At 35.2% G+C, this 20,783-nt stretch carries 27 protein-coding genes and 1 tRNA gene; 18 read left to right on the top strand and 10 right to left on the bottom strand.

Annotated elements, in window-relative coordinates; genetic code table 11:
- Nucleotides 1–471 precede the first annotated feature (471 nt).
- On the bottom strand, nt 472–801 hold the full coding sequence (locus tag F968_RS12480) for a hypothetical protein (RefSeq protein ID WP_004793585.1): 330 nt from the start codon (nt 799–801) through the stop codon (nt 472–474).
- Between the two features lie 441 nt (nt 802–1,242).
- On the opposite strand from F968_RS12480, the gene F968_RS12475 reads away from it, so the two are divergent.
- Nucleotides 1,243–1,836 (top strand): LysE family translocator, encoded by a 594-nt coding sequence (locus tag F968_RS12475; RefSeq protein WP_004793584.1) that lies wholly within the window; start codon nt 1,243–1,245, stop codon nt 1,834–1,836.
- A 48-nt stretch (nt 1,837–1,884) separates the two neighbouring features.
- On the top strand, nt 1,885–2,103 hold the full coding sequence (locus F968_RS12470) for a hypothetical protein (RefSeq protein ID WP_004793583.1): 219 nt from the start codon (nt 1,885–1,887) through the stop codon (nt 2,101–2,103).
- Nucleotides 2,104–2,301: 198 nt separating this feature from the next.
- Here F968_RS12470 and xseB read toward each other — a convergent pair whose 3' ends face one another.
- Nucleotides 2,302–2,496 (bottom strand): exodeoxyribonuclease VII small subunit, encoded by a 195-nt coding sequence (xseB, locus tag F968_RS12465; RefSeq protein ID WP_004793582.1) that lies wholly within the window; start codon nt 2,494–2,496, stop codon nt 2,302–2,304.
- Nucleotides 2,486–3,751 carry an exodeoxyribonuclease VII large subunit gene (xseA, locus tag F968_RS12460; protein ID WP_004793580.1) on the bottom strand — a complete coding sequence of 422 codons (1,266 nt, stop codon included), beginning with the start codon at nt 3,749–3,751 and terminating at the stop codon, nt 2,486–2,488. The genes xseB and xseA overlap by 11 nt, the downstream gene beginning before the upstream one ends.
- 257 nt (nt 3,752–4,008) lie before the next feature.
- Here xseA and F968_RS12455 point away from each other — a divergent pair.
- Both F968_RS12455 and F968_RS12450 read left to right on the top strand, forming a co-directional pair.
- Nucleotides 4,009–4,085 (top strand) — tRNA-Met (locus tag F968_RS12455).
- Nucleotides 4,086–4,259: 174 nt separating this feature from the next.
- Nucleotides 4,260–4,493, top strand: a complete 234-nt coding sequence (locus tag F968_RS12450; protein ID WP_004793577.1) for a hypothetical protein — start codon at nt 4,260–4,262, stop codon at nt 4,491–4,493.
- Between the two features lie 150 nt (nt 4,494–4,643).
- Here the strand turns inward: F968_RS12450 and F968_RS12445 are convergent, their stop codons facing one another.
- Nucleotides 4,644–5,315, bottom strand: a complete 672-nt coding sequence (locus tag F968_RS12445) for an XRE family transcriptional regulator (protein WP_004793576.1) — start codon at nt 5,313–5,315, stop codon at nt 4,644–4,646.
- A gap of 669 nt (nt 5,316–5,984) precedes the next feature.
- Between F968_RS12445 and F968_RS12440 the strand changes: the two genes are divergently transcribed.
- The 3 genes from F968_RS12440 (at nt 5,985) to F968_RS12430 (ending at nt 7,416) form a co-directional block, all read left to right on the top strand.
- Nucleotides 5,985–6,239 (top strand): hypothetical protein, encoded by a 255-nt coding sequence (locus F968_RS12440; protein ID WP_004793575.1) that lies wholly within the window; start codon nt 5,985–5,987, stop codon nt 6,237–6,239.
- Nucleotides 6,240–6,450: 211 nt separating this feature from the next.
- Nucleotides 6,451–6,840 carry a hypothetical protein gene (locus F968_RS12435; protein ID WP_004793571.1) on the top strand — a complete coding sequence of 130 codons (390 nt, stop codon included), beginning with the start codon at nt 6,451–6,453 and terminating at the stop codon, nt 6,838–6,840.
- A 30-nt stretch (nt 6,841–6,870) separates the two neighbouring features.
- A complete protein-coding gene (locus F968_RS12430) occupies nt 6,871–7,416 on the top strand; it encodes a glycoside hydrolase family 108 protein (protein WP_004793569.1) in 546 nt (181 codons plus the stop codon).
- 97 nt (nt 7,417–7,513) lie between these two features.
- Here the strand turns inward: F968_RS12430 and F968_RS12425 are convergent, their stop codons facing one another.
- Nucleotides 7,514–8,131, bottom strand: a complete 618-nt coding sequence (locus tag F968_RS12425) for a LysE family translocator (RefSeq protein ID WP_004793567.1) — start codon at nt 8,129–8,131, stop codon at nt 7,514–7,516.
- A gap of 238 nt (nt 8,132–8,369) precedes the next feature.
- Here F968_RS12425 and F968_RS12420 point away from each other — a divergent pair, with 238 nt between their 5' ends.
- From F968_RS12420 to F968_RS12405, 4 genes are all read left to right on the top strand, one after another.
- Nucleotides 8,370–9,302: an LpxL/LpxP family acyltransferase gene (locus F968_RS12420; protein WP_004793565.1), complete on the top strand. Its 933-nt coding sequence runs from the start codon at nt 8,370–8,372 to the stop codon at nt 9,300–9,302.
- 346 nt (nt 9,303–9,648) lie between these two features.
- The gene (locus tag F968_RS12415) at nt 9,649–9,864 is read left to right on the top strand and encodes a cold-shock protein (RefSeq protein WP_004793563.1); all 216 of its coding nucleotides are present in this window, start codon (nt 9,649–9,651) and stop codon (nt 9,862–9,864) included.
- 220 nt (nt 9,865–10,084) lie between these two features.
- Nucleotides 10,085–10,309 (top strand): hypothetical protein, encoded by a 225-nt coding sequence (locus tag F968_RS12410; RefSeq protein ID WP_004793561.1) that lies wholly within the window; start codon nt 10,085–10,087, stop codon nt 10,307–10,309.
- A 380-nt stretch (nt 10,310–10,689) separates the two neighbouring features.
- Nucleotides 10,690–11,499, top strand: coding sequence for a pyrroline-5-carboxylate reductase family protein (locus F968_RS12405; protein ID WP_004793557.1), 810 nt, complete (start codon nt 10,690–10,692; stop codon nt 11,497–11,499).
- 14 nt (nt 11,500–11,513) lie between these two features.
- On the opposite strand, the gene F968_RS19860 is transcribed toward F968_RS12405, so the two are convergent.
- The gene (locus F968_RS19860; protein WP_004793556.1) at nt 11,514–11,630 is read right to left on the bottom strand and encodes a hypothetical protein; all 117 of its coding nucleotides are present in this window, start codon (nt 11,628–11,630) and stop codon (nt 11,514–11,516) included.
- Nucleotides 11,631–11,808: 178 nt separating this feature from the next.
- Nucleotides 11,809–12,294 (bottom strand): Lrp/AsnC family transcriptional regulator, encoded by a 486-nt coding sequence (locus F968_RS12400; protein ID WP_031945309.1) that lies wholly within the window; start codon nt 12,292–12,294, stop codon nt 11,809–11,811.
- Between the two features lie 365 nt (nt 12,295–12,659).
- On the opposite strand from F968_RS12400, the gene F968_RS12395 reads away from it, so the two are divergent.
- The 3 genes from F968_RS12395 to F968_RS12385 all read left to right on the top strand — a co-directional run bounded on the left by F968_RS12395 (nt 12,660) and on the right by F968_RS12385 (nt 15,466).
- Nucleotides 12,660–13,427 carry a class I SAM-dependent methyltransferase gene (locus F968_RS12395; protein ID WP_004793553.1) on the top strand — a complete coding sequence of 256 codons (768 nt, stop codon included), beginning with the start codon at nt 12,660–12,662 and terminating at the stop codon, nt 13,425–13,427.
- A 282-nt stretch (nt 13,428–13,709) separates the two neighbouring features.
- On the top strand, nt 13,710–14,048 hold the full coding sequence (locus tag F968_RS12390; protein WP_004793550.1) for a hypothetical protein: 339 nt from the start codon (nt 13,710–13,712) through the stop codon (nt 14,046–14,048).
- A gap of 863 nt (nt 14,049–14,911) precedes the next feature.
- Entirely contained in the window at nt 14,912–15,466 is a 555-nt protein-coding gene (locus F968_RS12385) for a TetR/AcrR family transcriptional regulator (protein ID WP_034596645.1), read from the top strand.
- A gap of 68 nt (nt 15,467–15,534) precedes the next feature.
- Here F968_RS12385 and F968_RS12380 read toward each other — a convergent pair whose 3' ends face one another.
- Nucleotides 15,535–16,479, bottom strand: coding sequence for a metal-dependent hydrolase (locus F968_RS12380; RefSeq protein WP_004793548.1), 945 nt, complete (start codon nt 16,477–16,479; stop codon nt 15,535–15,537).
- Nucleotides 16,480–16,764: 285 nt separating this feature from the next.
- Complete coding sequence (locus F968_RS12375; RefSeq protein WP_004793546.1) at nt 16,765–16,998, bottom strand: DUF2171 domain-containing protein; 234 nt, start codon at nt 16,996–16,998, stop codon at nt 16,765–16,767.
- Nucleotides 16,999–17,247: 249 nt separating this feature from the next.
- Here F968_RS12375 and F968_RS12370 point away from each other — a divergent pair, with 249 nt between their 5' ends.
- Genes F968_RS12370 through F968_RS12355 form a run of 4 tightly spaced genes read left to right on the top strand, consistent with a single transcriptional unit; the run spans nt 17,248 to nt 20,258 of the window.
- Nucleotides 17,248–18,261 (top strand): acyl-CoA/acyl-ACP dehydrogenase, encoded by a 1,014-nt coding sequence (locus F968_RS12370; protein WP_004793544.1) that lies wholly within the window; start codon nt 17,248–17,250, stop codon nt 18,259–18,261.
- Nucleotides 18,249–19,043: a PIG-L deacetylase family protein gene (locus tag F968_RS12365; protein ID WP_004793542.1), complete on the top strand. Its 795-nt coding sequence runs from the start codon at nt 18,249–18,251 to the stop codon at nt 19,041–19,043. The genes F968_RS12370 and F968_RS12365 overlap by 13 nt, the downstream gene beginning before the upstream one ends.
- On the top strand, nt 19,018–19,617 hold the full coding sequence (locus F968_RS12360; RefSeq protein WP_004793538.1) for a class I SAM-dependent methyltransferase: 600 nt from the start codon (nt 19,018–19,020) through the stop codon (nt 19,615–19,617). The genes F968_RS12365 and F968_RS12360 overlap by 26 nt, the downstream gene beginning before the upstream one ends.
- Nucleotides 19,614–20,258, top strand: coding sequence for a glycosyltransferase family 2 protein (locus tag F968_RS12355; RefSeq protein WP_004793536.1), 645 nt, complete (start codon nt 19,614–19,616; stop codon nt 20,256–20,258). The genes F968_RS12360 and F968_RS12355 overlap by 4 nt, the downstream gene beginning before the upstream one ends.
- A 4-nt stretch (nt 20,259–20,262) precedes the next feature.
- Here the strand turns inward: F968_RS12355 and F968_RS12350 are convergent, their stop codons facing one another.
- Nucleotides 20,263–20,625: a DUF3592 domain-containing protein gene (locus F968_RS12350; protein ID WP_051075348.1), complete on the bottom strand. Its 363-nt coding sequence runs from the start codon at nt 20,623–20,625 to the stop codon at nt 20,263–20,265.
- Nucleotides 20,626–20,783: the final 158 nt, after the last annotated feature.

The raw sequence follows: 20,783 nt of genomic DNA, 5'->3' as shown, positions 1-20,783 counted from the left end.
AAGAGTTCTCCTAGCGAAGACTATTATTAAAAAATGGAATATCGTTATATTTCCTATTTTAGAAGATCATTTTTAAGGCATGGGTGTTTGATATGAAAGGGCTACAAATCGCTAATACATGATTAACCTCGTAGTAGAATGTTACATCCAGCTTTTAGCTTAAACGCTAGTAATTTTTGATATTGATAGGGGATTTAAATTTAAGGATTGTGTTAAATTTAATTGCATATAATACTTTTGGCTAATTTCTTATTGTGTGAATATTAGGCAAATTAGGAATGTGAACTTTGAAGGACACGAAATGGAAAACGTTAATCAATACGCTCACGGAGCTGAGCATGAAGTCCACATCCATTGCAAACGATCATTGAGCACATTAATACTGAGTATGTTCGTATTAATTACAACTGGTCGTTAAAAGAAAAAGCACCTAAGGGTGCTTTTTCTATATGCGTACTACAAAGATAAGTTTTAAGAGTCTATAAAGCCACGACGTTTTTTGTAGGCTTTACGGTCATAAGAAGGGATATTTGATTGCTGGAGATCAATCGCCAGTTGTTTCTTGCGTTGAAACTGAACTTCATTAAGAAGAGCAGCATAAATTTTGGGTCGGTCAGTTTTAAACTTATCTACATCCAATGGAATCTTATCTTCATTCTTGACAATGTATAGAACAGAGCCATTGCCATTTGTTTCATACACCGTCCAACCAAGCCGTACAGCATAGAGTCCGGTTTTCTGATTTTTACCTAAATAAGATTTAAAACCATCTGGATGAGGGCGAACATAAGCATTCATCATGCATCCTCCATCATCTGATTTATGTGATGAAAGCGGCGATCAATGAATTGATGGGGAGCAAGACATCATATTCAGTAAAATCACGATTTCTAGTTGTTTATATATTGTTCAATTTTCAAATTTCAAGTGAGGCGGAAAGCTGTTTTTTACTGAGTTATATACGCTCAAAAATAGTAAAAAAAGCTTATTTTTTGAGTAATAAATTTTCAAGTTAATTCAGTGTAGGCAAGAAAGAATAGCTCACTATTCTGTATTTGTGTGATCGATTTTGCATATTTAAAATTGATGAAAGCGTAAGTGAATTCAAGGTCAGTTTAAGTTAATTATTTGTTTTAAAAATAAATAATTAAGTTTTAATATTTCTTGTTACAACCATTTTGTCGACAATAGATGCACCTTTTTGACATATTTCGCCTAGCATAATTAAAGAGTTCGTTGCCTATGGTGTCATTTATGTTCATTGGACTTGTGGTCACCATTTTGTTGACTCCCGGCCCAACAAATACATTGTTAGCCTCTGCTGGAATACAGGCAGGAGTGAAGCAGTCTCTTAAACTTATTCCTGCTGAAGTGATGGGTTATCTCATTGCAATTACTTCATGGGGTATTTTACTTGAGTCCGTTTCACATTTTATTCCGTGGCTTCCACCTGTATTAAAGTTAATAAGTGCAACTTTTATTCTCTACCTTGCATTTAAACTTTGGACAACATCGACAAACGACATCAAATTAGACAATCCACTGATTACGCCTAAGGCTTTATTTGTCGCGACACTTTTAAATCCTAAAGCTTTACTCTTTGCTTCTGCTATTTTTCCACATGCAGCATGGGAAGTGTTTCACGTATATTTTATTCATATTGCTGTTTTTTTATCATTAATTACACCCATTGCTTTTTTATGGATTGCTTTTGGAACCGTATTAATTTCAAACAAAGTAACTTGGTTAAACCAACGTAATTTACAACGTACTGCTGCATTTATTTTAACTTTTTTTGCTATGCCAATCGGCTATTCAGCGATTAGCTCATTTTAAACTTAACTCGTTATTTATATTAAAAAATTTAATTTTCAGGAGATTTTTATGAAAAGATTAAAAGTAATTATTAAGGATCAGTTTAACCAAGAAACGATTGCTTTGGCAAAAGTTCGACCTATGAATGACCATGCCCTTGAACTTCACAAAAGCGTTGAACATATTGAAATTGACGATGATATTATTTTGCCGAACATGGATTTACTTTATGAGAACCCTAAAGACGGCAAGATTTATCAATTGATTGGAGCATTCAGCGAGGAATAGCTTTTAGCTAAGAAGCGCTGAAAATAGAGCCAAACTACGTAATAGACACAATTAAAATATTGAAGATGCCCAATACTTGTGGGACTATGCTTTTGCAAAAATGTGACCTAATCCACATTTTTGCATTTCAGGACTAAGTGGTTTTCACTAAGCCCATTCCTTCAATGAGAAGTAGGAATGGGCTTTTTTTATTGCGCATTATTCTTTAAATGTTTCATCTAAAGCTTGTTGAACAGCTTCTATACGTGATTTACACGCTTTATAAGCAGTAATTGATTCTTCAACAATCTTCATTAAATTATCAATATCTGGGCTTTCTTGAGATTCAAGTAGTTCGGCATTTTTTTTCAAAATGTCGTGGCCGTCTTTAAACGTTAACTCTTCATTGTTCATTTGGAATTACCTGTGTAATGTTGGCTTCAATCACACCATCTTGCATTTCAATGGCAATGGCAGGGTTTGAAATTTCATGTATAGACCGAATCGCTTTTCCTTCGGATCTGACAATTGCATAGCCTTTGGCTTGAACTTGTTTGGGGTTTTGTAAAAGGACTTCTTTCATTAATGATTCGATTTGAGTTAATGAAAATTTAACCTGTTGTTGTGAACTAAACTGAATACGCTCTTTCATTTGGTCAAGCAGGCGATGTGCCGAGTTAAGTTGACCTTGGGCCGAAGATTTAATCTGATGAAGGAGCTGATCATTCTTACTTTGATACGTTGTGATTTGATGCTGCGAAAGAAGCTTAATGGTTTGCAGACTATCAACGGCTTCTTGTACGCGTTCAACAATATGGTTACGGATGCCAGCAATCACTTTACTTGGTGTGTCGAATGAACGATGGGCAATTTCATCAAGAATGGTTCGGTCTTTTTCATGACCAATACCAACCCAAATCGGTACAGTACGTTTGCAGAGCAGGGCTGCAAGTTCATAATCATTTAAATAAGCCAAATCATTCACAGATCCGCCACCGCGAATAATTACAATAAGGTCTGGTGGAAATTTAAATGTGCTGGCCCATTGTCTTAAACCTGAACCTAAAGACTCAATCAAACTAGTTGCAGCGGTGTTCCCTTGAAAAGTAGCGGTGTGATACACAAAATGGCAAACACCATTTCTCTCTAGAGCATCGGCATCTTTTTTAAAGTCACCTAGGCCCGCAGCATTTTGAGGAGCAATGACTAAAACATTTTGAATGTCAAAAGGAGTAGGCAGGAGTTTGTTTTTGTGAATTAACCCTTCTTGTGTGAGGCGTTCAATAATTTGCAGATAACGTTTAGCAATTTCACCTAAGGTAAAGCTTGAGTCAATCTCTTCAATATTGACCGAAAATCCATATTGAGGATCAAAACGTGCTCTAATTTTGATGAGCACATTTAAGTCGCTTGAAATCTCAATGCCAGTTTCGCGTTCAAACTTTAAAACAATTTTACTGGCTGAAAATTTCCAGATCGTAGCTTTACAACTGGCAATAACTTTATCAGTCTCTGCATCTTTTTCTGCAAGCTCTAAATAGTAATGGCCGCCTTTAATATTTAAATTTCGAATCTCTGCTTTTACCCAGACTGGCTCATCAAAAGCCAAACGTATGACTTCCTGAACTGTGCCGAGATATTCACTAAGGGAAAACTGAGGTTCAGACATACAAACTAAACATTAAAGGACTAACCTAGATAGTATAAAAGCCATCCAACCAAGGCAATTGCTGTCTATGAATATCGGGTTCTATTTAAAATAAATACAACAATTTAAAGAATTAACAATTGGAAATTGATAGGGTTATTTAGACCGAGCGGTTAAAAATGAAAAATTAATAAAAAGATAATTCTTAATAATTACAACCGATTAAAAAATAAAGTTTGCTTTATGAAATATATGAGCGTATAAAGCTTACTTCCAATTGCGGGGTGGAGCAGTCTGGTAGCTCGTCGGGCTCATAACCCGAAGGTCGTTGGTTCAAATCCGGCCCCCGCAACCAAAATATTATGCTCTGTGATGTACCACTTTTCATAATGCGAAAATTATGAAAAGCAATTAGCTTATAAATAACCCAATATAAAGCTAAATATTAAATTCTAGACTGACTGTCCATACCTTAAATCTAGCGTTCTAATTAAATACCGTTAAATCACATGAGCTCAGTGATGAGTGAATGATTGTGAATATAGTAAATGAGTGGCAAATTGCCACATCCGTAAATGGCAATGAGATTAATGTGAGGATCGTTCCTCATGTGCGTAAGCAAAACTCTCAAGATGGTTATCGTTGGGTCGAAGTTGGTAAGAAAATTCAACTTCAATCTGGTGAAGAAATCGAATTAAACCAAGATGGTAAAAGCTTTTATGCTGGATTTAATCAACTTTATCGTTTAACAACGTATTGTTGATAAAATCATGGTAATAAAGCTAAAAAACCTATCTCATTTAAAAGAGATAGGTTTTTTTATATCTATATGAATCATAAATAATTAAAGTTATAAAAAGCAAAAACGAATTAAATTGATAGAATTATTATTTTAATTATATTTATAACGACCTTAACCCGCTCGCCAGAATTGACGTCCCATAACCTTAAAATTCTTTCCATTTTCTTCGGTTACACGGCGGTCTCTAAATTTTTCATTCAAACTATGCAAAATTAAAGAGCCATCAGCTTCTTTAAAAATTTGCTTAATCATTCCTTCCCCTGCAAAGTAAACCGCATAAATCTCGCCATCAATTACTTCAGTTTGAGAGATATCAATACCGACTAGATCTCCATCTTTAATGTAGTCTGTCATACTATCGCCTTTAGCTTTGATAATACGCATGCACTCTTGAGCAACCCGTTTTTCTTTAAAGAATGAAGCAGGAAAAGGAATTTTCCCATTAATTGCATCGAAGTGGAACTCGATCGACTCACCTGTACCACACGAAAAACTAGCTTCTACCACTTCAATCCAGACATATTGATCGGTGGATTCTGCACTCACGACTGTAGGGCTAAATACATCACTTTCTCTAAAAGCATCTTCTGTATTTCCAGTCGTTAACCAATATCCATCTACACCTAAAAACTGGGCAATAAGTGGAAGAAACGCAGATTTTAAATTTTTCCCAGACTCTAAAGCTTGATAGGCTGGCTGAGACATTTTTACTGCTTCTGCCACTTCAGCCTGAGTTTTTTTGGCTTTAATTCTAGAATCTTTTAAACGGTCTTTAAGAGCCATAACGGTTACACCAGCAAACTTATAACAAATATATAACTAAAGTTATATCGAGTAAAACAACTATAGTTATTGACTAATAATAACTATAGTTATAATATCAGTTATATCTTTAGATGAATAGATAAAGTTTAAATCGTATTTGAACCACTATTTATTGAATTATCAAAATGTTGAGATGAAAGCTAAATTTATTTTGTTTCTAGAGGAGGCAAAATAGAAGGGAGATAGCTCAATTATTATTTACAGATAGGCTATCAAAACAAAAAATGGAATAAAAAAAAGCCCGATTCCGTGGATCAGGCTTAATGTTCGTCGATAAAGGGTATCAAGAACATGAAGAATTTAACAAAGATTGTGAGTCGTAACAAAAGTTTCCGATATACGGCAAAGCCTTATTTGAACTTTTTGGTCAAAAAATTAAAGTTCGAAAAAGGCGTAAACATACGAGCTTTCATACTTTTTTACAATTTTAGAAAAAGGAATATCTACTTTTAAATTAATGCGTTAAATGCATACCGTTTAGTTCTTTAGGTTTGTTGTACCAGATGAAACGTTTTGAAAACACATTTGTAGTCATAGCTTAGCTATATTGCTCAAAGAATGGATCAAAACTTCAAGAATAACAAACGATAAAGATGCCTTATTAAACGTGTGAGTTGGAGATAGTGAATGACTACAGCAATGCAGAACAGAGCTAAACAACTTAAAAATGCAAAACGTGGAGGATATGTTCCGACAATTGCAAAAGACGTAAACAAATACAAGGTACAAAAAATAAAAAGGGCGCTTGAAGAGGCAAAGCAAATTGCAAGTGAGCTTGAAGATGATGCATTCGAATTCGATGATCAAGTCTCAATGCAAAAAGCGATAGGTGCAATCACCGTGATTGAGTTGATTGAACAAGCCTTAAACAGTGCACACTAACAGGCTTTAGCATACAAACATTCTTTCTTGGACCCCTGAAATATGGGGTCAAGGATAAGTTCGTCTTGCGATTTAGCGCGGTTAAAAAAACGTTAGTGTTTTTTTATTGACTGTAATAAAGAAAACTAAGGGTATTTATAAAACCTGAAAAACAACAAGCGAGTAAGAATAGCGAGTTTTCAAGTTTTACCCTTTAAAGCAGGACAAGATGATGAAAACAGTTCAAACGAGTGGTTTAGCCACATTTTTAGATTTTTATAGCATTGCAATTATGGTGGCTTTAGCAGTCAGCTTAGTTGTGGCAGTCGTGTTGATGATGCGTTTCCCTCGCTCACCACAAGAATGGATTGTTGGACTGATATGCACGGTCGTTTCAAGCTTAACAGGTGGCTCATTTATTATCATGAAATGGAATTTACATGAATGGGTATCGGATATTTGGGGAATGATCACACTATGTGGATTCTTCTTTATTTGCGGTTTGCCGGGCTGGGCGATTGTGAGATGGATATTTAACTTCATCAATAAACAAGAAGGTAAAACGATTGTGGAAGTCATCAAAGACTTAAAAAAAGCGAAAGATGATCTGCAAAATAGCTAAAAACAGTTTCAATAATATAGAGAAAATAAAATGAATATCGACCAGTACTTAGAAGCAATCATAGACAGAGAGGGTGGATATATTAATCATCCATCAGACCATGGGCATGCCACCAAATTTGGCATTACAGAGGCAGTCGCTCGATCAAACGGATATCAAGGTGATATGCGAGATTTACCTTTAGCTGTGGCCAAGTCTATTTATAAACAACAATATTGGTTTGAGCCTCAATTTGACCAGATCAATAAAATTAGCCCTGCTATTGCAGAAGAGTTACTTGATACGGCTATAAATTGTGGAGTCAGCTTTGCAAAGCCTTTGTTACAACGTGCTTTAAATCTGCTAAATAAGCAAGGTGAAGAGGGCTGGCCAAATCTTGCTTTAGATGGTCAATATGGGCCTTTAACTTTTCAAGCACTGAGTACGTATTTGAATAGGCGTAATAAAGATGGAGAAATGGTATTACTACGCGTTTTAAATATTATGCAAGGGCAGCACTATATCGAAATTACCGAGAAGAACCCTAACTACGAAGACTTCTTTTATGGATGGATCTTAAACAGGGTGGCGTTGTAAAAATTGTAGTTAGATAAAAATATGTTGATAGACAAAAAACTTGAAAAGCCTAACCATGAGTTGAGGCTTTTCAAATCATCATATGTCGATTAATGATTTATTGTGTAATGAGTAAAACTGCAAGAAGAAAGAAAATAGCGCCACTAATTTTATTGAGTATAGAAAAATTATTTCCAGCCAACATCTTTTCTTTAAAAATTGAAGAGAAATTTGCATAGACCAAATGAATTAAAAAACCAATAAAACAAAAGGTTAAAGATAGAACTAAAAACTGAGTTAAAATTTCTTTCTTTATATCAATAAATTGAGGGAATAGAGCAATAAAAAATACGATTGTTTTGGGGTTAAGCAAAGATGCAAGTAGGCCTTGATAAAAGAGTCTAGATTTACTTACATTTTTATCGCTTTGCTGATCAGTGATTAAATCTTGCGATGGCGATTTTTTGCTGAAGTTTTTATATCCAAGATACATTAAATAAAATGCACCAATAAATTTTAAAACCGTAAAAATAGTAGGGTTACTGGTAATAATAAGACCTACACCACTAGCAGAAATTACAGCAATTACAAACATACCAATGATTAAGCCGCTAATACCAAATAAAGCAGTTTTAACACCATAGTTGATTGAATTTGTGACAGTAAATAAAACGCCAGGTCCAGGGCTTAGGAGAGTAAGAAATGCAATTGTTATAAAGACTAAAAGACCGCTCACGCTGATATATCCTATTTATCAATGAGACAAGATTATGCGATTACTTTAAATGAGAAAATAAGTTATGTATACAGACAGTTATGTATATTTAAGAGTGAAATAGATTAAGTGTTTAAAATATGCATTTCTATAAGTAAGTTGGATAATAAAAAGCTTAATACCCAAAGCAACATAAACATACACCCCTAATAACAGGGGATGTTAGTATGCTAAACCTATACCTCAAGAAATATACAGCATGACGAAAAAAGAACGGCAGTTTAAATCTGGCGAATTTCGATTTTCCTTTTTATCGTTTAAATATTGGGGGGTATGGTTTTTAGCTTTTATTTTGATGTTATTCGCGATGTTACCTTGGGCTATTCAATGGCGTCTTGCCGATTTTCTCTCAAAAATAGCTTGGAAATCTTTAAGTTCAAGAAGAAAAACAACACTACGTAATTTAGAAGCATGCTTTCCTGAAAAAACACCTATGCAAATTGAGGTGAAAGCCAAACAGGTTTTTGTTGATACTTTAACTGGAGTATTTGAAGCATTAAATGCATGGTACAGCCCAAATTGGTTTAAAAGTCGTGTACATATAGAGGGACTAGAAAATTTAACCAATAATCAAGAAAATGGCGTACTTTTATTAGGCACTCATAGTACGCTTTTAGATGCTGGTGGAGCTGCGTGTACCTTATTTTTTAATATGGACGTGGTTTACCGACCTCAAAACAATCCCTTTTTAGATTTTCTGATTCATCGGAGTCGTGCAAGAGTATATAAAAACCAGATTGCTCGAGACAACATGCGTGGACTTATACAAAACCTTAAACATGGTCACGCAATATGGTATAGCCCAGATCAGGACTTTGGTTTAAAACAAGGTGTAATGGCATCATTTTTTGGTATACAAGCGGCGACTGTAACAGCACACCGCAGACTGATGGATATTTCAAAAGCAGCAGCAGTGCCTTTGTATTTTTACAGAAGTGGCGATATCAGAAATCCTCAATATCATGTACTCGTAGAACCTAAATTAGAGAATTTTCCGAGTGGGTGCGAAGTGAGTGATGCTGAAAGAGTCAATAAAATTATTGAGAATCAAATTCGCATAGCCCCTACACAATACATGTGGTTTCATCGCCGTTTTAAGACCCGTCCTGCGGGTGAACAGAAATTCTATTGAGGGACGTATGGGGAGTAGCAAAGTGACTTCTTTTCATTAAAATGAAACAAAATTTGATTTTTAAATCAAAGAAATTTTAATGAAATCAATGTGAAATAGGAGCGTTCCTAAGCATTTAAGTTTTCTTATCTGAATTATTTTGAATATCGATTGCAAATGCTTCTGAAGCGTGTATTATCGAGAATAACTAACAAAATATTCATGTCATTATAAATTTCTATTTGCGCAGTTTTATATTTATAATCCTTCGGTTTTTTCAGATATTTAAGTTTTGACGTCTATTTTTTAGTTAAATTGGTTTTCTCCAATAATAAGTTATAATATTTTAAGATTCAGGATATAACATATGTCTACTACTACTGGTACAGTAAAATGGTTCAATGAGACTAAAGGGTTTGGTTTTATTGTGACTCAAGATGGTAAAGATATTTTTGCTCATTTTACTGATATTCAAACACAAGGTTTTAAAGTTTTGTTGGAAGGTCAACGTGTTGAGTTTACCGTAGTACAAGGTAAAAAAGGCCCTCAAGCTTCAAATATTGTGATTCTTCAAAACTCATAAATAAATAAAGCTTTTAATTGATTTAAATATATTATTTAAATAAAATATGTTTAAGTCTAAAGCATTTTATTAGAGTTTTAAAAAACCCACTTTATCTTTTGTGGGTTTTTTATAAGTTTTAATTCAACTTATATTCAAAAAACAACTACAAACATACTCTTATAAACATGTTTCTAAGTTTTTCTGTTAAAATATAATGAATTAGGTGTGTGGTATTAAAATGGATATTTGTATTGGCGGTATTTTTGACGGTCAGAAAATAGAACAAGATAATGATTTCTTAAAGATTGAAGAGCATTATTCTGATAATAGTTCTAAATATATTAAGCAACACTTCCACTTGTTTGGGCAAATTTTTAGCTTCTGGGTGTGTGAAGATGTTGATTTAAGTCAGGCAATAAGAAAAGCCGAAAATATTTTAAAGAAGAAAAATGAAAATATTTAGCTAATTAATAAAAATATATTTACTACTACCTTCTACTTTAAAGATTTACTTATTAAATTAATTCAAATAGATTTAATAAGTAAAATTTAATTTTTGAAAATCAATGATTTTATTTTGCAGCTTTAAATGTTGTTTACAATATTTTAGTATTAGTTACAGACTTTTACAATTTATGTGTGGAATTTGATGGATATAGTTATACATTAGGCTTAAGCAAAAGTTGTTTTATTTATTGCGCAAATAAAACAAAGCCCACTTTAATAATATACTTTATTAAAGTGGGTTCTTTATTTAGACGGTCATCTTTAATTCAATATTCATAATTAAACTATAGATAATATTTATTGTTATAGCCTCCCTTAGAAAGGAAAACATTTTAAATGTTAAGTGAAGTACAACCTAATATTTGCTTTATTGGCAGTAGTAATTTAGCTTTGGCTTTAATCGGAGGAATGGTTTTAAAAGGATTTAAAAAAGAAAAAATACACTTAATTGAAGAGAAAAAAATTAACGATACACAGGCATTGAAGCAAAAAGAAAATGGTTTAAAAAAAGCTGACATTGTTGTGTTGTTACTCGACCCAAAACTATTAAAAGAGACACTTGCGCCGTTTAAGAAATGGTTAGCAAATAAGATTATTGTTTCTATGATGGCGGGGATTGATATTGCACACCTATTCAGTTTTACAGGTTCAAAGAAAATCGTTCGTGTGATTTCAAATCCGCCAGTGCTTATGCATACGGGTACTCACGTGCTTATTGCTTCAGAGCAAATGGACCAGCTTGATAAAGACTTAATTGAAACTTTGTATTCTGCAACGGGCCAGACTTTTTGGGCGCCGTCTGAAACACAAAGTGATGCCATTATTGCATTATCTGGTTCAGGGCCAGCTTACTTTTTCTATATTTTAGATAGCATGATTAAAACGGGTGTTTCATTAGGGCTAGATAAACAATTCGCCTTGGATCTTGCGCTTCAAGCGGCTACTGGCGCGGTCGAAATGATTCGTAAAAGTAATGTTCCACCAGCGGAGTTATGTGGAAAGGTGACTTTAGCAAACGGGATTACCGAATCTGCTTTACGAATGTTTGAATTAGGCAATGTGTCAGATGATATACGTTTAGCCATGAGGGCCGCATATCATCGTAGCAAAGAAATTACTTCAGAAATTCTTTCTGAGGCTCGTTAACTCTTTTTAGTAAACTAGGCCTTTAAAAAGTATTCCCAAATAATGAAACCTAAGCCAAACCCAATAAAAGAGTAGAGAGTAATAATAAAGAATACAAAACTGGCCTTATTTTTTTTCTTCAAAATGTTCATGGCGATGCCTCCAATTCAGATTAATTTTATTATGGAGATGAGGAGGCTGTAATCATAGATACAGAATTTTTTAAAAAAAATATAACAGAGCCTAAATCTGTTATGGTCTAAGCCGCTTAACTGAATAAGAATTTTCGAATCAATAGTTTAAGTCGATGCGCTATAGGCATTACATCTTTTATTCAATTAACATTAAATCGGCGGTATTGGCAGATTTAAGAGGTCGTAGGGCAAAGGTCGAACGGGTGTGTCGAATTCCCTTAATTGAATAGAGTTTTTTTCGTAAAAAACGTTCGTAATGGTCAGCATCTTTTACAGCTACTTTCACCAAATAATCATAATCACCTGTTACCAGATGAGCTTCTACAACCTCAGGTATATCGGCTAATGCTTCGCTGAAATTTTCCAGCATTTCATCGTCATGGCGTTCTAAAGTAATTTCTATAAAGAATACTTCATGAATACCAATCGCTTTTGGGTTTACGTTTACCGTATAGCCTTCAATAATTTTTAAAGTTTCCAGACGTTTCAGTCGTGTCCAGCATGGTGAAGATGAAAGACCGACTTCTTCTGCTAATTGGGCAACAGTTAAACGGCCATTACCACGTAATGCAGATAAAATTTTCCGATCTATACGATCTAGTGTGTATTCTGTTCTGTTCAAAATATAAACCAAAGAAGAATCTTCTGATAAAATTAAATATACTTCATTTTTATGCTGTGAACATTTAAAAATATTAAAAAATACAGGAAACATTTTGAGTTAAAGGTACATACACTAGTTCTATGCATCGAACCTCTCTGGATAAGGGTTGTGATGGAGCAAAGAGCACTGTTTTAGTAAGGGTGACTAAACAGTGCTCTTTGCGGATCTCTTATAAGCTTTTACATTTATTTTTATTCATTGTCGTTGTGTATTAAAACAAATTAAATAATAACTTTTATTTATCAATTGAAGAAAAACTAATCATTATTTTTTATCTAAATTTTCCTTTATGGTGATTTCATTGCAAAGTAGGAAGCAAGGTTATGATCACCCAGCACGATATAAACCAAAAACAATATCAAAATAAATCTTTAGACTATTTGAATAGCCAAGCTCATTCTGAAGGAGTTGAATTTAATAAATTTATTCATGAAATTCAGAAATATGAAAAGGCTGTGGTTCTAGATTTAGGCTGTGGTGGTGGTCATGTTTCTTATAATGTTGCTCCACATGCTGATCTCGTCTTTGCCTACGATTTATCTCATGAAATGTTAGACACAGTGTCTAAGGCTGCTAGCCAACGCAAATTAAAAAACATCTTTGTGCAGCAGGGCATTGCTGAAGACATGCCTTTTAGTGATCAACAGTTTGATGTCGTGATTAGCCGATATTCAGCTCATCACTGGCAGCATGTTCCGACTGCAATGAAAGAAGTAAACCGTGTTCTTAAGCCAGATGGTATTGTTATTTTTGTAGATATTATTAGTTCTAGCTCGCCAATATTAGATACGTTTTTACAGACAATCGAAACGATTCGAGACCCAAGTCACGTAAGAAACTATAGTGTGAAAGAGTGGGCCTATTTTATAGAAGATGCAGGCTTTGACTTAGTCGCTTTAGACAAGCAAACGCTTTCATTAGACTTTGATAGTTGGGTAAAGCGTATGAAAACTCCTGAAGATCAAATTAAAACTTTACGCTATTTACAGGAAGGTTCATCTGACCTCGTGAAGAAGTATTTCAAAATTCAAAATGACGGTAGCTTTGAAAGCCATGTGGGTTATTTTGTCTTTAAGAAGTTAGGGTTTTAAAGTGCTAATGAGTAAGAGTTTTTGTCGATAAGAAATGAATTAAATATCACAAAAACTCTTTTCTTGATTCGCTTGGATTATATTAAAGAAGATTAGAAAACAAATTTAATATCATTTATTTGATAAAACTTAATCACACATTTTTTTTAAGGTGATTAAGTATTCAAAAGGAAAGGTGATTTATTTAATTTTCTTTCTATTAATAGACACTTATAAATAATTATTATTTAATACGCCCGCAATATTATCACTAATACTTTTAATAACTTTGTCGGGGAAATAATGCGTAATATTTTAGTAACGGTTTTTACTTTATTGGTAGGAACATCAATTTATGCTGCTCAAGAATCTAAAAGCCTTGTAGGGCAAACACACTGCGAGAAAACGGTTGAGCTACATGGCTTTTTAAGCCGTGCTCAACTTGATTGTAATTATCACTATTCTTCTGAAGAATTAATTCATGAAGCTGAAAAATGCACTAAACATGAGCTAGGTGATAAATACGGTAAAGAAGTTATGAGATTCGGCATGAACCAATTTGAAGAGCGCAAGAAAGGAGATATGAAAGGCCAATTATGTAGTACGGTTTTAAAAGAGTTTCCAAACTATATTAAAAAATAAAATAAGGTTTTAAAAACCTCTTCTAGCAAGCCGATAAAATGGATTTAATTATTCATTTTATCGGTGTATCACAGTATATAATTTAAAATAAAAATAAACTTTAAGAATTCACCGAATATCACATTGACACTTAAAACCTCTCTTATTATTCTCTGCGGTTGAACGGAGGAGGGACGCCTTGTGCGTGCTGGTTCTATATGCCCAGTCTGCTAACCCTCTTTTGTTCTATTATTATTTTTACTAAATAATGAATTTATAATGAAGTAATTAAATATTCTAATCCAATGAAAAAATAATATTTATTCAATTATTTTCTAGCCAATATCACATTGACACTCTAAACCCCTCCGATTATGCTTTGCCTGCTGGCCACATTGCCAGTCGGTTTTAGCAGGCCGTATTTACCCAACGCACACGAAAAAGTCTCTCTTTTTTGTGGGCATCCCTACGTGTCTCCCTCTGCGGCGGAACGGGAGGGGGACATCTTCGGATGTGCTGGTTTTTGGGTAAATCAGTCTGCTAACCCCTTTTCGTTTCGCCACCATAATCATTTAGCAGTGATGTGGCGAAACTTCTTTATTACCCAAAGGAGTCCGCTCATGCGTACTATTTCTTCTCATTTATTGGTCTTTGCCAAACTCTCTCTTATACCGCCCAACTGGTCTTTAAAACGGTTTAACCGACTCTAGGTTTTTAAAACCTTGGCTCGTTACGACTAAAAAATCATAGCAACAATAAAACCTGAGATAGCTTAGGCACATTTTTGTGCTGCTTTTGAATGCCTGTTTTTAGCACTCATTTTAAGAGTGACGGCATTTCTATCTCTTTTAGATACAACAAAAAATTATTTAAACGGTATTCCTATGCCAAATTTAGAATCTTCATTTAGAGCACTCAGAGTGCTTCACACCGCAAAAGATTTATTTAATCAATATGGGTTTCATAAAGTTGGGGTCGACCAAATTATCGCAGAAGCCAAAGTTGCAAAGGCGACTTTTTATAACGACTTTCACTCAAAAGCACGACTCATCGAGATGTGTCTCACTTTTCAAAAAGAAGCGCTCAAAGTAAAAGTGTTTTCCATTGTTAATTCTTACCGTGAGCAAATGGTGCTCGATAAACTTAGGCAGATTTACCTTTTACATGCCGATTTAAATGGCTTTTACCATTTACCCTTTAAAGCAATTTTTGAAATTGAAAAGCTCTATCCAGTTGCCTATAAAGTTGTGGTTGATTATAGAAACTGGTTTGTTAACGAAATCTATAAGTTGCTTTTAACCTTGAAAGCTACGGCCTCTATCCAAGATGCTTACATGTTTTTATTTATGATTGATGGCGCAATGGTCCAGCTTTTAGATAAAAATGCGGTAGATGAAAGAGGTCGGTTGTTGGATTATTTCTTTTTAAATTTTGCTTAAGCGACAAAACTCACTAAAGAAAAAGCCTCCAAACAAGGAGGCTTTTCAATTTAAATAAAAATAGTTGCTTAGCTTAATGCCGCAGGTTTTGCAGCCTGTGCCATTCCTTCAAAATATTGAACGGCAGGCGAACGAGCCATATAAGCTAAAGCTTGCTCGGTGTCACCTTCATGAAGTGGGTTAAATTTTGGAGAAACCCATCTTAATGTCGCTTTCCATAAATATTTAATGGTTGGTAGGTTGTCTGAGCGAGTCGCATTTTTTTCAAATTCACGAATAATTTTGAAGTAGCCACGGCGCATTAATTTTTGAATGTCTTCGTGCTCTAAATCTTGTTGGCCTAAACTACGCGCAAAGTCAGCAAGGAAATAAATAAACAGTGGGAAAACAGCCGCCATAATCACTTGGCGCGACACATAAAACCCAAACTTGTTTGTTAAGAGGTGCTCAAATAAGTCGTAGGCAACACAGCGATGTTCAACTTCTTCAGCCAAATGCCAGCGGAATAAATCTGCCATGGCAGGGTCGGCTTTGTCCCACGTCTTACTGTCGAGTGTCCACTGGCCAATGGTTCCGGTAAAGTGCTCAATTGCAGCAATCACACCTACTCGAAAAAGTAACCAATATTCATCGAGTTTTTCGCCTTTTAAAAAGGGTATACCCAAAGGTTTGTCACCCAATAAAATGTTAAACACAAAATGGGCACGGTTAAGTGTTTCTTGAATGTCGTAGCCATTTTCACGTAAGAAGTCCTGAGCCTTTTCATGGGCGCGTGCATGAGCTGCTTCTTGACGAACAAAGCCAATCACTTCTTGTTTTAATGTTTCATCGGTAATCAAGGGAAGGGTTTTATTAAACACGCGGCAAAACCAAAATTCACCAGCCGGCAAGAGCATATTAATACCATTTGCTACGTGTGAGCATAGCGGATCATTCGGCATCCAGCAGACAGATGACTCGGCAAAATCAAAATGTACTTTTCTTGCTTTAAGTTGATGATTCCCTGTGATCATATACGTCACCCTATTCATAATTGTTCATTTAATGCGAATGAACAATTTTTAGCATTAAGTAAAATCGATCACCATGTGAGTAAAGGACAAAAACATCTAACAAAAGGCTTCTAGAGATAAAAACGGTCTAAGCTAGAGATTTCATAAATAAAAAAAGGCTCCTTATCAAAAGGAGCCTTCAGTTTGGGGAGAGTTAGGCTTTAAAGTTTTTAAGCCTAGTTATTTTTATAAGCAGAAACGCTTTATTATAAATTTCACGTTAAGTGACGTATCGTGCTTAAAAGTCTAGATCGCTTGCCACTGATCTTTAACTTCTTCTGAGTTTTTATTCAGAATGACTTGGTTTTCTTTCACTTCACCAATCCATCCCGTAGGAATAAGGTGATGTTGACCGCTTTCATCTCGGGTGAGTTTAAGTTGGTTCTCACCATCTAGATGGTCGACTGTACCTACTTTAGTACCACAAGAAGCAATAACGTCTGCGTGTTTTTTAATATCATTAATATTTAAAGTACTCATTTTAGACCTCTTCTTTAGAAATAGAAAAACGGTAAGACCTAAATTACTTTAAATAATTGGATAAATCAGGGGTTTTTAATAAACCTTACAGGATGGGATTATAAGTTCACTTAATAAATATATTTGAGTAACAATGAAATAATTAGATATAAAACTAATAATATTTATCTTTTTATTACAATTTATATGTTTATTTAAACAGAAGTATTTAGATAAGGTTAAACCAAGTCTTATAAATAATTATTTGCAATGAATATTAAAATACCTATAAATGTGACGATATTAAGTGTCTTGAGTGAATTTGAATCTGCCTTGGCTGAAGATAAAAGCAAGCTTCGTATAAATTTACTCTCTCAATTGGTAAATTTAGCCAAAAACTTGCCTCATCCAGCTTCGGGTCAGACCTATCAACGTTGGCAGCTTTTTGCTCAGATTGCTGGAGTCGATTTAAGTTTAGCGAAGCTTTTTGAATCGCATTGCGATGCCATAAGCATTTTAAGTGAATTGAGTTATCACCCAGAAATAGATGACCAGCTTTGGGCTGTTTGGGCAGCAGACGGTGGACCAGCTCCATTGCAGGTAAAAGATAACCTGTGTAATGGCATAAAGCCTTGGTGCTCTGGGGCAGAGTTTATTCAAAAAGTTTTGATGAGTTATAAAAATCAGCAAGGGCAGGCGCAGCTTTGTATTGTCGACTTAAGTCATTCCTCTATTAGCACGGACTCAAGCCACTGGCATGCAGTCGGCATGAATGCGACACAGACTGCAAGAGTAAGTTTTGAAAATACGCCTGTTAAATTGATCGGTCATCCAAATAGTTATTTAAAACGTCCAGGCTTTTGGCATGGTGCAGCAGGTGTTGCGGCCTGCTGGTATGGTGCCGCCGTTGGTTTAGCTGGTTTTTTACAAGAAAGTTGTCAGGTCAGTCCGAATCCTTTTAAGAAATTGTACTTAGGAGAGGTCGCTCATCAATTAGAAATCACTAAGCAATATTTTCAATATGTTGCTGAACTGATTGACAGCAAACCTATGCTAAATCATGAGCGGGAAATACGGATATTACGTGCCCAAACAGAACAATGCTGTCTGAGTGTGGTTGAGCGAGTAGGGAAAGCGTTAGGTGCTCGTCCTTTTTGTGAAGAGGCTACTTTTGCACAGCTCATGGCTGATTTACCAGTATTTATCAGACAAAGTCACGCTGCTTTTGACTACCAGCAAATTACAGAACTCTGTTTATCGGACCAAAGCCTATGGGAACTTTAAAACATCCTTTGGTCGAAGACCGCATTATTTTTGGTGAGGGTACGTCCAAAGAACAATGGTTAAATGCATTTCAACAACACCCTTTAGCGGCTTTAGATCTTGAGTTGTTTCGCTCTAAAAGGGTGGTGATTGTTGCTCCACATCCTGATGATGAGGTGCTTGGTTGTGGTGGCTTAATGCAGCAACTTATTGCACTGAATTGTAAGATCCTCATTTTAGCGGTAAGTAACGGCACACAAAGCCATCCTAACTCTACAAAATATCCTCCAGAGCAGCTCAACATTCTGCGCCCGCAAGAAAGCCTAGCAGCCTTAAAGTGTTTAGGGGTAGAAGGGGCAACCGAGCATGTAGAGCTTAATTTATTAGATGGTCAGATTCATTTACAAACCGATCAACTGTGGCAGAGTTTAGAACAGATCGTTCAAGCCGACGATATTCTAATTTGTAGCTATGCCTTTGATGGTCATCCAGATCATGAAGCAGTAGGTAAAACCGTACAAGCTTATGCAACCGCTAAGCAACTTCTATGTTTACACGTATTAATTTGGGCTTGGCATTGGGCAAGGCCTTTAGACTCTAGAATTGATTGGTATCGAGCAAAAGCCTACCGCTTAACCCAAGAACAACTAACTAAAAAGCATCAAGCAATTTTGCAGTTTAAAACCCAACTTGAAGCAGATGAAACCACGGGTAATGCTGCGGTTCTTTCTTCAAGTGCAATTAAACGTCTTTTAATGCCTTATGAGGTTTATTTGAGTGATTCATTCTCGCATGTACTTTGAAGATTTATATCGTCATAACAGTGATCCGTGGGGCTATGACTCTCATTGGTATGAAGCTCGTAAAAGACAAATTTGTCTCGCGCTGCTGACAAGACCTCGCTATTCAAAAGTGTTAGAAGTAGGCTGTTCAAATGGACATTTAAGTTTTCATTTAGCGCAAAGAGCTGAGCAATTGCTGTGTATAGATGTCTCTGAGTGTGCTGTTCGCTTAGCGTCCGAGCGTTTAAAAGAATTTGAGCATGTGTTTGTTGAAAATAGAAAAATACCTGAAGACTACTCAATTCAAAAATTCGACCTTATTTTAATTAGTGAGATGGCCTATTACTTATCTGCTGATGAGTTGCAGCAGTTTATTGAAAAGTTAAAACATAGTTTAAATGACGACGGCGAGATTCTTTGTTGTCATTGGCGTCATGAAATTCAAGATTTTGAACTAAATGCAGAACAAGTCCATCAAGGCTTTCAGCAACATTTTCCATTTCATCATTATCTCAGCTTAAACGATCCAGATTTTATGATTGATCTATGGACGGCGAACACTTCCTCTTTAGCACAGCAGGAAAAACTAAGATGAAAATAGGTATCGTCATTCCAGCGCATAACGAAGAGCACTATCTATCTGCCTGTTTGCAATCTATTCAGGTCGCTATAGATAACATTAGCGGTTATGACGTAGAAGTGATTGTGGTACTAGATAACTGTACAGATCAGTCGCGGTTGATTGTACAAAGCCATCAGATCAATTGGATTGAATGTAATTACGCATGTGTTGGGCAAGCACGAGATTTAGGAATTCGCCATTTAATTGGCCGTGGCGTGACATGGATTGCATGTACGGATGCAGACACGGTGGTTAGTCCTGATTGGCTGCGCTATCAAATCCAGCACCAACCCACAGATGCAATTTGCGGCACTGTAACGCTAGATGATTTTAGTCATCTCTCTATAACTAAACGGCAAAAATATTTAGCACACTATAAAGATCAGATGGATCATGCGCATATTCATGGGGCGAATTTAAGTTTTAGTGCAGAGGTCTATCTTTTGGTAGGTGGCTTTGAGCCTATTTCATGCCATGAAGATGTATCTCTAATCAAAAAACTGATCAAGCATTGTTGCAATATTACTTGGAGTAATCTGGTTCGAGTAACGACGAGTAGTCGCTTGAACGGGCGTGCGCCTCAGGGTTTATCGTATTTTTTAAATAATCTCTAATCACTTAAACCATGACCTCTCCCAATATTGAAATATTCTTTAAATTTTTAGGGTCATATTTAATTTTGATGATGCTACCGACCTTATATTGATCGTGATTTTGTTTAGCAATAAGAACCTTCAGGTTTTCAGTAATGATTTCACCTTGCTCAGTTTGAAATTTTAATTTTATATAACATAAAGGGCGATATTGCACCTTAGCTAATGAGTCCTGAAAATACACAACCTCAGCAGAAGTCATCTTTCCTCGTTTATAAATTAAAAACTTATGAATCAGACTTTTAAGAAAAAAGGTCCAAGCAATATAGACAAAGAATAAGCTAAACCAAACCACTCCAATAAAAGTCAAAAAATCAGAAAATTTCACTCACTCAAACCAAAATTATTCGTTTAACGCATTATTCTAAATGAACAGATTTGTTCGATCTAGTTTATGTGTGATGTAAAACATAAACTGATAAAACCTTATAGTTAAGCGTCAAAAATAATGAGATAAATAGCAGGGTATATAACTTAGTTGTTGTA

The sequence above is a fragment of the Acinetobacter sp. NIPH 817 genome, from assembly GCF_000368405.1.
Lineage (GTDB): Bacteria > Pseudomonadota > Gammaproteobacteria > Pseudomonadales > Moraxellaceae > Acinetobacter.
This window is presented reverse-complemented; position numbering and strand designations above follow the sequence as displayed.